Origin of the sequence: Microcoleus sp. AT8-A3 (assembly GCF_036705675.1) — a bacterium.
In the GTDB taxonomy this organism is placed as follows: domain Bacteria; phylum Cyanobacteriota; class Cyanobacteriia; order Cyanobacteriales; family Microcoleaceae; genus Microcoleus.
Genome location: NZ_JAUBVD010000025.1, coordinates 59,094 through 73,161 on the forward strand (window position 1 = coordinate 59,094; position 14,068 = coordinate 73,161).

The 14,068-nt window shown below is 44.1% G+C and carries 9 protein-coding genes; 7 read left to right on the forward strand and 2 right to left on the reverse strand.

Annotation, left to right across the window (positions count from 1 at the left end; genetic code table 11):
- Positions 1 to 32: 32 nt before the first annotated feature.
- The 6 genes from QUB51_RS16290 to QUB51_RS16315 all read left to right on the forward strand — a co-directional run bounded on the left by QUB51_RS16290 (position 33) and on the right by QUB51_RS16315 (position 12,977).
- Positions 33 to 413 (forward strand): CVNH domain-containing protein, encoded by a 381-nt coding sequence (locus QUB51_RS16290; protein ID WP_333056327.1) that lies wholly within the window; start codon positions 33 to 35, stop codon positions 411 to 413.
- A gap of 188 nt (positions 414 to 601) precedes the next feature.
- Positions 602 to 1,882 carry a glycosyltransferase gene (locus tag QUB51_RS16295; RefSeq protein WP_333056326.1) on the forward strand — a complete coding sequence of 427 codons (1,281 nt, stop codon included), beginning with the start codon at positions 602 to 604 and terminating at the stop codon, positions 1,880 to 1,882.
- A gap of 150 nt (positions 1,883 to 2,032) precedes the next feature.
- Complete coding sequence (locus tag QUB51_RS16300) at positions 2,033 to 8,836, forward strand: AAA family ATPase (RefSeq protein ID WP_333056325.1); 6,804 nt, start codon at positions 2,033 to 2,035, stop codon at positions 8,834 to 8,836.
- Positions 8,833 to 9,864 carry a response regulator gene (locus QUB51_RS16305; RefSeq protein ID WP_333056324.1) on the forward strand — a complete coding sequence of 344 codons (1,032 nt, stop codon included), beginning with the start codon at positions 8,833 to 8,835 and terminating at the stop codon, positions 9,862 to 9,864. The genes QUB51_RS16300 and QUB51_RS16305 overlap by 4 nt, the downstream gene beginning before the upstream one ends.
- An 80-nt stretch (positions 9,865 to 9,944) precedes the next feature.
- Positions 9,945 to 10,574, forward strand: a complete 630-nt coding sequence (locus tag QUB51_RS16310; protein ID WP_333211441.1) for a response regulator transcription factor — start codon at positions 9,945 to 9,947, stop codon at positions 10,572 to 10,574.
- Between the two features lie 240 nt (positions 10,575 to 10,814).
- Positions 10,815 to 12,977, forward strand: coding sequence for a flotillin family protein (locus tag QUB51_RS16315; protein WP_333262303.1), 2,163 nt, complete (start codon positions 10,815 to 10,817; stop codon positions 12,975 to 12,977).
- A 90-nt stretch (positions 12,978 to 13,067) separates the two neighbouring features.
- Here the strand turns inward: QUB51_RS16315 and QUB51_RS16320 are convergent, their stop codons facing one another.
- Together QUB51_RS16320 and QUB51_RS16325 are read right to left on the reverse strand one after the other, a co-directional pair.
- On the reverse strand, positions 13,068 to 13,433 hold the full coding sequence (locus QUB51_RS16320; RefSeq protein WP_333249118.1) for a DUF5615 family PIN-like protein: 366 nt from the start codon (positions 13,431 to 13,433) through the stop codon (positions 13,068 to 13,070).
- On the reverse strand, positions 13,430 to 13,729 hold the full coding sequence (locus QUB51_RS16325) for a DUF433 domain-containing protein (RefSeq protein ID WP_333211415.1): 300 nt from the start codon (positions 13,727 to 13,729) through the stop codon (positions 13,430 to 13,432). Before QUB51_RS16325 ends, QUB51_RS16320 begins: the two co-directional genes overlap by 4 nt.
- A gap of 120 nt (positions 13,730 to 13,849) precedes the next feature.
- On the opposite strand from QUB51_RS16325, the gene QUB51_RS16330 reads away from it, so the two are divergent.
- Entirely contained in the window at positions 13,850 to 14,068 is a 219-nt protein-coding gene (locus QUB51_RS16330) for a hypothetical protein (protein ID WP_333211414.1), read from the forward strand.

The window sequence follows — 14,068 nt, forward strand, 5'->3', positions numbered from 1 at the left end:
CTGAAAATAGTAAATCAACCAGAAAAAAGACCATGAACTTAATTAAAGTGTCGGGATTATCGGCTTCAATCGTACTATCGTTATCCATCTTTCAGCAGCCGACTCATGCTCAAAAAGCAAGTACCTTTGCTACCAGTTGCACGGACATTTCAATCAATGGCGCTCAATTATCAGCAACTTGTAACAAAAAAAATGGTACCAGTCAGCGCACTTCCATTACCATTAAAGGCGTTCATAATCAAAATGGACAACTCGTGCAAGGTAATCTTAATGAACAAAGTACGTTCAACCGAACTTGCACAGGCATCAGCATAAAGGGAGACGAACTGTCTGCCAATTGCCGCGGTGGAAATCAGCCATCTTCTGTCACATTACTAGGAATTGATAATAACGATGGCAACCTAACCTATTAGTTAGTGTAGTTGGGCGATCGCTTACTCAGTCTGGTTGTATAGCCGATCGAGGAACGCCCCAAAACTTCCTCCCTCACAGCAGTAATCTATAACCAAAAAGTGCGATCGCCCCCACGCCCCAACCCCCCAACACAAACCACTCACCCCACTGCAATAAAAAAAGTTTAACCTCAAAGGAGCCTTTACTGATGACTCACTTCGGCATTCTCTGTCCGGGATTCAACAGCCACCTCAACACTATGATACCTTTGGGCTGCGAACTGCTTCGTCGCGGTCATCGAGTTACTGTATTTAACTTCCCTGATGCTAAAGCCACAACTCTAGCCAGTGGATTAGAATTCCAGTCATTAGCTGAAGATGAGTTTCCCCTAGGAACAAATGCAGAAACTTTGAGCCAACAGGGGAAGCTCAGCGGACTGGCTGCCTTTCGATCTTCTATTAAAACTTTTACCCAGATTTCGGCTGCTATTTTCAGAGAGGCTCCAAGCGCCATTAAAAAAGCAGGTGTAGAAGCTTTGCTTGTAGACCAAGTTTCGCTCGAAGGAGGAACGATCGCGGATTTTCTCAACCTTCCTTTTATAACAGTTTGCAGTGCCTTAGCCGTCAACCGAGAACCCAACATTCCTCCCTTTTGTACCCTTTGGCCGTACACTCCAACTTGGGGAGCACGTTTACGCAATCAAATTAGCTATCAGTTACTCAGTTTGGTTGTTAAACCGCTTCGAGGACCGATAGCCGAGTATCGCCGAAAGTGGAAATTACCTGTCTACTCTCACCCGAATGACTTTTACTCTAAACTCGCTCAAATCAGCCAACAACCCGCAGAATTTGATTTTCCCAGGCAAGATTTACCTGCACACTTCCATTTCACTGGCCCTTATGACAACAGATCCACGCGCAAACCAGTCCCTTTTCCTTTTGATAAATTAACTGGCAAACCATTGATTTATGCTTCGATGGGAACTGTGCAAAATCGCTTGCTGGATGTTTTTCAAATAATCGCCTCTGCTTGTGAAGGATTAGACGCTCAATTGGTAATATCTCTCGGAGGTGGTGCGACTCCCGAATCTTTGCCGCCCTTGCTGGGAAATCCGATCGTTGTTGGCTATGCACCACAATTAGAATTGCTGCAAAAAGCCACTCTCACGATTACTCATGCCGGGATGAATACGACTTTGGAATCTTTGAGCAATGGAGTCCCAATGGTGGCAATTCCTGTGGCGAATGATCAGCCGGGAGTGGCAGCGCGGATTGCTTATACGGGTGTTGGCGAAGTGGTTCCTTTGAAGGAATTGAGCGTTTCTAAAGTCCGATCGGCAATTGTGAAAGTCCTAACCCAAGATTCGTATAAACAAAGGGCGATCGAGATGCAAGAGGCGATCGGGCGATCGGGCGGAACTAAGCGCGCCGCTGATATTATCGAACAAGCTGTATTGACTGGGAAGCCTGTCTTGGCTTCTAAAATCTAAAATCTCAGATGTGGAGTCAAATCTAAAATCTAAAATCTAAAATCTAAAATCTAAAATCTAAAATCTAAAATCGACTGATGGCTCACGCCCCTCTGGTGTGAGGAGCAAATTTATGCTATGTTCGACTGCAAAGTTGACTGCAGGCTGAATATGCTCACTTTTCCTGGCGTTGAAGTCACAGAGCTTATCTACGAAAGCGCAAACTCGCTGGTTTACCGAGGATTCCGACAACCCGACAGTCTCCCCGTCATCCTCAAAGTCCTCAAAGAAAATTATCCCACACCCCAAGAACTCGCCCGCTATCGCACAGAGTATAAAATTACACAATCTCTGAATCTGAGTGGCTGTATAAAAGCCTATGATTTGCAGCCATATCAAAACACGCTGGTAATGTTTGTTGAGGATTTTGGCGGCGAATCCTTGAAAATTTGGATGCAGCAGCAAAAATTTAGTATTGCAGAATTCTTGCGAATTGCGATCGCCACAACAGAAAGTTTACAACAAATTCACAGCGCCCACATCATTCACAAAGACATTAACCCTTCAAATATTGTCTTCAATCCAGCCAGCGGCGAACTCAAAATTATCGATTTTGGCATTTCCACGCAGTTAACGCGCGAGAATTACACCATCAAAAATCCCAACATTTTAGAGGGAACTCTTGCTTATATGTCGCCGGAACAAACCGGCAGAATGAACCGCAGTTTAGATTACCGCACGGATTTTTATTCCCTGGGGGCTACCTTTTACGAACTGCTGACAAACAAATTGCCTTTTGACACCAATGATGTGCTGGAATTGGTACACAGTCATCTCGCTAAACAGCCCTTATCTCCATCTCAGGTGAATCCCGAAATTCCGCAAATTGTTTCCGATATTGTGATGAAGTTGATGGGGAAAAATTCTGAGGAGCGGTATCAAAGTGCGATCGGAATTAAACTCGATTTAGAAGAATGTTTAAATCAACTGCACACTCATAACAATATATCAGTTTTTACCCTAGGATGTCAAGATATTTATGACCGTTTTCAAATCCCGCAAAAACTTTACGGCAGAGAGCGAGAAATTGATAGTTTACTAACAGCTTTTGAAACAGTCAGCAGTCACAGGCAAGATGCCTGTGCCACCAGCAGTCACAGGCAAGATGCCTGTGCCACCAGCAGTCACAGGCAAGATGCCTGTGCCACCAGCAGTCACAGGCAAGATGCCTGTGCCACAAGTGGACATGGGGAAGATGCCTGTGCCACCAGCAGTCACAGGCAAGATGCCTGTGCCACCAGCAGTCACAGGCAAGATGCCTGTGCCACAAGCTCAATGATGCTGATTTCGGGATATTCTGGTATCGGCAAATCAGCTTTGGTGCAAGAATTATACAAACCGATTACTCAACATCGCGGTTATTTTATCTCCGGCAAATTTGACCAATATCAGCGCAATATTCCCTACAGCGCCATTGTCAATTCTTTTCAGGATTTAGCCAAACAACTGTTAGCAGAAAGCGAAGCCAATCTCACAGAATGGCGGAAAAAATTATTAGCCGCATTGGGAATCAACGGTCAAGTTATTATTGACGTGATTCCCGAAATTGAATTAATTATCGGCAAGCAACCCGCCCCGCCAGAATTGGGTGCTGGTGAAGCGGAAAATCGCTTTAATTTTGTGTTTCAAAACTTCATTAAAGTTTTTACTAAACCAGAACATCCTCTGACAATATTTATCGATGATTTGCAGTGGGCTGACGGGGCATCTCTGAAACTGATGCAACTGCTGATGAATGCTTCGCCAGCGGGACTGTTTTTAATTGGGGCTTATCGGGATAACGAAGTTTCTGCTGCTCATCCGTTAATGCTAACAATTGAAGAGATTGTCAAAAATGGGGCAAAAGTCGATCGCATTTTCCTGTCACCTTTGGATTTATCCTCTGTGACTCAACTGATTTCCGATGCCCTGAATTGCCCGGAAGCAAGAGTCAACTCCCTTGCCGAGTTAGTCTTTTTCAAAACGGGCGGAAATCCTTTCTTTATGAATGAATTTCTCAAATCGCTTTATACAGAAGGGCTGTTACAATTTGACTTTACCCCCAGGGCTGTTTCGGGGCAACCACGGGGGGATTGCCCCTACGAAAAACCAGGGTTTTGTAGGGGCGGTGCCCCCGTGCCCGCCCAGCCCATAGACGATGGGGTAGGGGTTTCAGATATCGGGGCTCTTCAGGAGGGATTGCCCCTACAAGAGAATGAAACAGCCCAGCCTCACCAAGGGGGGACACAGGGGAGTTGGCAGTGGGATTTAGAAGAAATTCAAGCGAGAAATTTCACTGATAATGTTGTCGAATTGATGGCTGGCAAAATTCAACAACTGTCAGAGAAAACGCAGGAAACGTTAAAGATAGCAGCCTGCATTGGCAATCTATTCGACCTGAAAACCCTCGCCTCACTTTGCGAAAAATCTGTGGGACAAACGGCGGATGATTTGTACGCAGCACTTGCTGAGAATTTAGTCGTGTTGCTGGGGAATATGGGAGATGTGGAATTAGAAATTGCAGGCAAATTACCCAGTACCCAATCCGTAGAATACAAGTTTGTTCATGACAGAATTCAGCAAGCCGCTTATTCCCTGATTTCCGAAGAAGATAAGCCGGCGGTTCACCATCAAATAGGAAAACTGCTGCTGCAAAATACCCTCGCAGATGACAGGCAAGATGCCTGTCCCACAGAAGAACAAATTTTTGACATTGTTAATCAACTCAATTTCGGCTGCCAGCTAATTTCCCATCAAACAGAAAGAGATGAACTGGCTCAGTTAAATCTGATGGCTGGCAAAAAAGCCAAGGCATCGGCAGCTTATCAGGCAGCTTTTAACTATCTGCAAACGGGGATAAATTTGCTTGCCGAAAACGCTTGGGTGGTGCAATACAAGCTAAGTTTACAACTGCATCAAGAAGCCGCAGAGCTAGCTTACATATTGGGCGATTTTGAGCAGATGGAAAGTTTAGGGAACCTCGTGCTAACAAATGCTAAAACAGTGTTCGATCGCGTCAAAGTTATCGAGGTAAAAATGGGTACTCATGCTGCCCAAAATCAACTAGATATGGCACTTAATATGGGGCTAAAAATTCTGAGGCAGTTGGGAGTCAAACTGCCCGCAAAGCCTAACAATCTAGATAGCATAATCGGATTGCTGGAAGTTAAGTTAACCCTAGCTGGGAAACGCATTGAGGATTTAGCCAATTTACCTCAAGGAAGCGATCCTGCTAAACAAGCCGCACTGCGTATCTTGTCATTTATGGCTACTGTCGCCTATGGCGTTGCCCCTCAACTGATGCCTTTAATTGTGTTTAAGCAGGTGATTTTATCTGTAAAGTATGGCAACTATCCTGAGTCTCTCCATGCTTATGCAGTTTATGGATTAATTTTGTGCGGAGTGGTGGGAGATATTGAAGGTGGTTATAAATTTGGTCAGCTAGCATTGAGGATGTTGGAGCAATTTGGCAAGCCAGAATTAAAAACTAAAGTCCTTATTCCATTTAATGACTTCATCCGTCATTGGAAAGCACCAGCTAAAGAAAGTTTGCCATCTTTGTTAGAAGCTTACAAAAGCGGATTGGAAACAGGACAAGTTGAAGAACGTGCTTGTGCGTCTCAAACTTACTGCGGTTATTCGTACCTCTTCGGCGCTGAATTGTCAGGGCTGGAACGCGATATTGCTACTTATCGCGAGGGGATAGAAAAGTTAAAATTTGATCCAATTATTTGGCAGATTAGACCCTTAGATCAGTCGGTTTTTAATTTATTAGGTAAGTCGGAAAATCCCTGCTATTTAATTGGGGATGCCTATGATGAGCGGACTGCGCTATCACTGTTAACTGAAGCTAACGATCGCACTTCGATTTTTGCCCTGCATTTTTATAAAATGATTCTCTGTTATTTATTCGGGCAATATGCTGAAGCGGTATCAAATGCAGCTTCCACAATGCAGTATGTAGATAGTGCCGCTGGAACTCTGCAAGTATCCTACTGCTATTTTTATGAATCGCTGGCTCAACTTTCGTTTTATTCTAATGCTTCTTTTGACCAGCAAAAGCACGGTTTAAAAAAAGTCAGGGCTAATCAGAAAAAAATGAAAAAATGGGCGCATCACGCTCCGATGAATCACTTGCACAAATTTAATTTAGTTGAGGCAGAAAGATATCGGGTTATTGGTAAAGATGCACGGGCGATCGACTATTACGATCGCGCAATTTCCCTCGCCAAAGAAAACGAGTACATCCACGAAGCCGCCCTCGCTTACGAACTCGCCGCTAAGTTCTATTTATCTAGGGGTAAAGAATTAACAGCCAAAGCTTATATGCAGGAAGCTCGTTACTGCTACCAGCTATGGGGTGCAGCGGCTAAAGTCAAAGATTTAGAAACTCGATATCCGCAGTTATTTACGATCGATAAACCGATAAATAAAGAAATTTCAACCACTACATCAACTACGGGCAGCCGTTCTAGTTCTTCCTTGGATATCGCTACAGTCATGAAAGCTTCCGAGGCAATTGCTGGGGAAATTGTACAGGATAAATTACTCTCCAGATTGATGAAAATTTTGATTGAAAATGTCGGCGCTCAAAAAGGATATTTGATTATAGAAACCCAGGGAAAATTGCTGATTGAAGCTGAAGGTGTAATGAATGATGAACAGATAACAGTGTTGCAATCTGAACCAGTTGAAAATTGCCCGGAACTTTCCGAAGCTATTATCAATTATGTCGCTCGAACCCAAGAAAATTTAGTGCTAAATGATGCCACCCGTGAAGGAAAGTTTACGAATGACCCTTACATCAAAGCACGTCAGCCCAAGTCTATTTTGTGTGCTGCTTTGATGAATCAAGGTCAACTGGCTGCTATTGTTTATCTCGAAAATAACCTTACCGCACAAGCTTTTACGCCCGATCGCCTGGAAGTTTTGCAATTGTTATCGGGACAAGCGGCGATCGCACTTACTAACGCTAAACTCTACACAGAAGTAAAAGAACGCGAAAATCGGCTTACTCAATTTATCAATGCTATGCCGATCGGGGTAGCCGTGCATGACACCACCGGACAAATTACCTACGCAAATCAGACAGCACATCAACTAAGTGGCATTCCCACAATAGCCGAAGCAAATACTGAGAAATTAGCAGAAGCTTATCAACTTTATCTCGCGGGAACTAACGAGTTATATCCCACCGCACAAATACCAATCGTGCGTTCTTTGGGGGGTGAAACTGTCAAAGTAGATGATATCGAGTTCCACCTACCTGATAAGATTGTTTCCTTGGAAGTTTCCAGCACACCAATTGTGGATGAAACGGGTAAAATTAATTATGCGATCGCCACATTTCAAGACATCACCGATCGCAAACAAGCAGAAAAAGTTTTAGCCGACTACAACCGCACTTTAGAACAGCAAGTGAGCGATCGCACTCTCGAACTCCAGCGGGAAATTATCGAGCGACAACGAGCTGAAGAAGCAGCACAAGAAGCCAACCGAGCAAAAAGTACATTCCTCGCAAATATGAGCCACGAATTGCGGACTCCCCTCAATGCAATTCTCGGATTTTCCCAATTAATAAATCGCGGTTCTAACTTATTGCAGGAACAGCAAGAACACCTGAGTATTATCACCCGCAGCGGAGAACATTTGCTCGAACTGATTAACCAAGTATTAGATTTGTCCAAAATAGAAGCGGGACGCACGACTCTCAACCAGACCAATTTTGACCTCCACCGCCTGCTGGACGACATCAAAAATATGTTCCAAATTCCGGCACAAAATAAGGGATTGCAGTTATTAGTAGAGCGGAGGCAAGACGTTCCCCAATATGTGCGAACTGATGAAATAAAATTGCGCCAAATCTTGATTAACCTGCTTTCTAACGCGATTAAATTCACCTCCGAAGGCGGCATTCATGTAAAAGTTAAAAATCAGGATTTTGCTCAGAAAATCAGCTTTGAGATTGAAGACACAGGAGATGGAATTGATGTTATTGAATTAGACAAGATATTTGAAGCTTTTGTTCAAACCAAAACCGGGGAAGAATCGCAACAAGGAACAGGATTAGGTTTAACGATCGCACGTTCTTTTGTACACTTAATGGGCGGTGAAATGACAGTCAGTTCTCGTCCTGGAGGCGGTACTATTTTCAAATTTGACATTAAAGTTAATTCAGTTGAAAAAGCCGATCGCCAACGGGAACAGCCAACCAGACGAGTTATGGCGATCGCGCCCAATCAACCCCGCTATCGGATTATCGTTGCAGACGACGCTTTTGACAACCGCCAACTGCTAGTTAAACTGCTTTCCGCGATCGGTTTTGAAGTTTACGAAGCCAAAAATGGGAGAGAAGCAATAGAAAAGTGGGAGCAATATTCGCCGCACTTAATCTTTATGGATATGCGGATGCCGGTGATGGATGGGTATGAAGCCACCAAACAAATTAAAGAGGGCAACCACAGGGGGATTGCCCCTACGGAAAACGATGATTTTGTAGGGGTAGTGCCCCCGTGCCTACCCCAGACAGCAATTGTTGCCATAACAGCAAGTAGTTTTGAGGAAGAGAAAGCTGTTGTCCTTTCTACCGGCTGCGATGATTTTATTCGCAAACCATTTAGAGAAGCAAACATATTTGATATTCTGCACAAACATATCGGAGTGCAATTCGTTTTTGAAGAACTAAATGCTGCGCCCAGCTTCACAGAAAATGAAGTAAATGTATTGACAAAAAGCGCTTTTTCTGAATTGCCTCCTGAGTTACTAGCCAATCTTCAGCAAGCCATTAGCAATCTCGATTTGGAACAGATGCACACAGTCATCAGTCAAATTCGCGAAATCAATCAGCCCTTAGCGAGGGCGATCGCAGCTTGCATTAAAAATTTTCAGTACGAACAGTTGCTAAATTTAATACACACATTAAGGGATGAGACATGAAGAAAAACCTCCGTTTTACCCGCGAAGAAAGTATTTTAGTTATTGATGATTGTCCTGAGAACTTAAAACTTTTAAGCAGCATACTATCTGTCGCTGGGTATAAAGTTCACCTAGCTCCCAGTGGGAAATTAGCTCTTAACTTTATCAATGCCAATTTACCCGACTTAATTTTACTGGATATTATGATGCCTCACATGGATGGCTACGAAGTCTGCGAGCAGCTCAAAGCTACTCCAAAAACTCAAGATATCCCAATAATTTTTATCAGCGCTTTGCAAGAAGTTTTAGATAAGGTAAAAGCATTTTCTCTGGGCGGAATAGACTATATTACCAAACCTTTTCAACAACAAGAAGTTTTAGTGCGCGTCGAAAATCAATTGCGTCTGAGAAGGATGTCTAAACAACTCCTAGACCAAAATATTCTCGAAGAGCGCAACCGGATGGCGCGGGAAATTCACGACACTTTAGCGCAAACTTTTACAGGCATCATCATACATTTGGGAGCCGCCGAACGGGTAATAGCAGCCAATCCAGAACAAGCACAAGCATACATGAAAACAGTCTGCGAATTGGCTCGCTCTGGACTTGCCGAAGCGCGGCGATCCGTAGAATCTTTACGCCCGCAACTGTTAGAAGAGGGCGATTTGTATAGCGCTCTCAACCAAATCGCTAAACAACTGTCATCAGATACTGATACGTACACTATTTTTGAAGTGGTTGGCACGGCATATTCCCTACCATTAGAGGTAGAAAATAATCTGTTGCGTATCGGGCAGGAAGCATTAACAAATGCTTTCAAATATGCCAAAGCTACGGCGATAAAAATTGAGTTAGTATACGAAATATCCAAGTTTCTTTTGCGGGTGCAAGACAACGGACAGGGATTTGATACAGAAAGTATCTGTTTTAGGAATGGCTTTGGTTTATTGGGAATGAGAGAACGCGCCGATCGCATTAACGCGCAGCTAACAGTAAACAGCCGCCCCGGAAACGGAACAGAAGTTATAGTTTCAGTTAATCGCCAGTAAAGGTGCACATTTCGCACCATACATAGTAAGTTTGTAGTGAGAAATTCAGTTTTTTTAATAAGATTAACAGGGTAAACATGATTAACCAATCAAATATTATTCGCGTTTTAATTGCCGACGATCATTATATTGTGCGGCAAGGTTTAGTGGCGCTGCTGAATCAGGAATCAGATGTTAAAGTTGTGGCGCAAGCAAGCAACGGGCAGGAAGCATTAACAATGTTCCGCGAATATCAGCCCGATGTCACCCTTATGGATATGCGGATGCCCCAAATGGATGGAGTCGCCGCCATTGCTGCGATTTGTGCGGAGTTTTCCAGCGCCCGGATTGTGGTGCTGACGACTTATGACGGCGATGAAAACATCTATCGCGGATTGCAAGCTGGCGCTAAGGGCTATCTGCTTAAGGATGCGGAACCAGAGGAACTTTTAGCAGCAATTCGGACTGTTTTTGAGGGTAAAAAGTACATTCCGCTGGCAGTGGGTGTTAAGTTAGCCGATCGCCTGAGTGGGCCTGAATTGAGCGATCGCGAATTAGAAGTCATCCGCCTCATAGTCGCTGGTAAAAGCAACAGCCAGATTAGTGAAGTTTTGCACATCAGCGAAAGCACCGTCAAGTTTCACATCAACAATATTTTGAGCAAAATGGGAGTTAGCGATCGCACGCAGGCCGCGATTTCCGCCTTAAAACGGGGGATTGTCAGCCTGTAGTTTAATGAGCAGTATTTTTTTTACTGACAAATATAGGAATCCTAAATCATTTGTGAATTTCTTACTCCCTCCCCTTGATAAGGGGAGGGTTGGGGTGGGGTAAACATTTTACGACTCCTGCAAGGATTGCTATATGACTATTATGACGGCAAATAATGATAAGACCTTAAGTTTTACGCCAAAACTTTTTAGTAAGGCTAAGCTGGAACTCCTAGGATAAATTAGCCCTGCTAAAAAAAAATGCTTTATTCATTTTTGTCCAAATCTCAAGTCAAAATCCGCTTTTTAAAACAGTTTGTAGCCGCTGTTTCGGCGTCTTTAGCACTTAGTGCAACAACCAGTTTGAAACCCTCGCCGGTATTAGCAGCTAGCAATATCCCCCTCGCAAATGGAACCTCGATTCAGTTAGTCGCAAAACCTGATTCTAGCCTGCAGTTAGGGCAGTTGCGTACCACTGTTCCCGTGCAGACAATGCAGCTCGATCCGGGCGGATTTATCCCGATCGCGATCGGCGGTATGATAATTATTCTAGTGCTGCCATTATTTTTTGGCGGATTGGTAGTAATTGGCGATCGCGAAGTTGGCATTGTCAGTAAAAAGTTTAGCTTCGGCGGCAAGTCTTTACCGCCCGGAGATTTAATTGCCTTAAACGGAGAAGCTGGATATCAAGCTGATACTTTGCCCCCCGGTTGGCACTGGGGTTATTGGCCTTTGCAGTACAACGTTCGCAAAGAGTCTCTAACTGTAGTTCCCCAAGGTGAAATTGCCCTGATTATCGCAGCAGGTGGTAAGTCAATTCCACCGCAGCGCATCCTCGGCAAAATCACAGAATGTGACAATTTTCAAGATGCTCGCCAATTCCTCAAAGGCGGCGGCGAAAAAGGTAGACAACTCGGCATTTTGACTGGCGGTAGCTATCGAATTAATACAGCATTATTTACAGTAATTACAGCGGCAAATGCTGCCAAACACGGGATGACAGCCGAACAATTAAAGCTGTACAGAATTGCCCCTGATAAAGTGGGAATTGTCACAACTTTTGACGGCGTTCCGATTCAAGATGGCGAAATTGCTGGCCCAATTATTCCGAATCACGACAACTTCCAAAACGCGCAAAAATTTATCACCGCCGGCGGGCGGCGCGGTTTGCAGGAACAGGTTTTGCTTTCCGGTTCGTGGAACTTAAATCCTTGGTTTGTCGGGGTTGACCAAGTGGCGATGACCGAAATCCCGATCGGCTATGTCGGCGCGGTTATTTCCTATGTCGGCCAAACCTCGGAAGATGTGAGCGGCGCTGCTTTCACTCACGGAAATTTAGTAAATGTCGGCAATAAAGGGGTTTGGGTAACTCCCCTTTATCCGGGGAAACATCCGCTGAATACTCGCATTTTGAAAGTAGAGTTAGTGCCGACTACTAATATAGTATTGAACTGGTCAGGAAAAACAGAAAGGCACAGTTACGATTCTCAACTTTCGTCTTTAACCGTGCGTTCTCAAGACGGTTTTGCCTTTGATTTAGAAGTAGCTCAGATTATTCACGTTGGAGCCTTGGATGCTCCCAAAGTGATTTCTCGCGTCGGTTCGATGCAGAATTTAGTAGACCACGTTTTGCAGCCGACAATTGGGAATTATTTCCGCAATTCGGCTCAAGCTTATTCTGTATTAGATTTTCTCTCGGCAAGAAGCGGCAGACAAGCGGAAGCCGCCGAGTATATCAAAGCAGCTTTGCGTACCTACGACGTGCAAGCAATTGATACTTTGATCGGGGATATTTTGCCGCCTGCAGAGTTGATGCAAACTCAAACAGATCGCAAAATTGCTGAAGAACAGTGCAAGACCTATGAGGTGCAGCAATTAGCACAAACTCAGCGGCAACAATTGGTGCGGGAAACGGCGCTGGCTGAGATTCAACAAGAGATGGTGAAATCGGAACAAGGCGTGAAGATTTCTGAGTTGAAAGCGAATTCTCAGGTGAAACAAGCTCAAGGCGAAGCTGAGTCGATTCGGGTGAAGGGAAATGCTCAAGCTGAAGCTTATCGCGCGGGTGTTGTAGCTTTGGGAGGTTCGGGTTATACGGCTTTGCAGTTAATGCAAATTATAGGCGATCGCAACGTGCGAGTTGTGCCGGATGTTGCGGTAACAGGCAACGGTAGCGGTGGCGGTTTGGTTGATGGTTTGCTGGGAATGATGATGTGGAATCAAACGGGCAAAAATGGAGAAAATGGCGGGGAGTTACCTGTAGTTAACCTACAGAAATCGCAACCTGCGGCCAAGTTATCGGTAGCCCAGGCGAATTCTGTTAAGCCGCCGGCATCTCGCGCTAATCCCCCCGTTGCGAATGCTGAGGCTGATAGTGATTCGCGGTTTGATGAATTGCCGTTTGACGATCGATCTTTTAGTTAGGCTGTGCAGTTTGTAGTCACAAACCAGAATACTCACAACCCCGACTTCTTGGAGAAGTCGGGATTCTAATTATCTCGATCGATAATATCTTTACTCTTCACTCCAAGCACTGATAAACTCTATTTGATTTTGCATTTCTGCCGCTGATTTGGCAGAAATTAGACTCAAAAGGCGACGCATTTGTTCTCCCACTGAATAATTTTGCTGTCCTAAAATAATTCCTGCATGAGAATCTCCTCTTTCTAGCCAATTGGTATGGATTCTATAAAAATCCCTAATGTTGAAACTATAAATTACCCTTTGATTAGTAAAAGCCCAAATTAATTGCTCTTCATCGCTGCGAGATAACATCCCTGTTTCGGAAACTGTAATGACATCTACACCACGACTTTGTAAAGCTTGCAATAGTTTTTTACTTCGTGAATCTTCATCTAAGTAAAGACGAATTTGGCTCATGCTTTCTCCGGCATTTTTAGCCGATTTAATGCTGCCAAACGTTCATATTCAGCTTGTTCAGCCGCTAAATCTGCTTCTATTTCTGCTCGATTTGCGTGATAATAAGTCAGTGCAGCATAAACCTGCGCTAAGGTGAGATGATCCAGATCCGCTGCTATTTCCTCAGCACTATTACCTTGTTTGTATAAGACTACGATTCGCTGCACCGATGTGGCAGTACCTGCAATAATAGGGATGCCACCGCGAAGGTGCGGATCGCGGATAATTAAAGTGCCAATATCAGTTAAAGTTGGCATAGGTGAATATGGGGTTAAAAATTAGAACTTAATTATAGCATAATTTTATTAAATTTTTGAGCTATAATCAAATCAACCTGTCCTAAGTGTTCCACAAGATAAGAAGCAAGAGGATTTGCTATGTTAACTACTGTTCGAGAAGTTTACGATCGCGTTCTGTCTACCCTTTCACCAAAGGATAGACTGCGCTTGGCAACTCTTATTCTCAACGATTTGGTGCAGCAAAATCAGTCGGTTGTCGATGAAAGCGAGACTTGGACTGAGGAAGATAAACTCGATGTGACGGCATTTTCTTTGCAGTACGCGGCAACCATTTTTTCTGAAAATGAGGAGATGTAA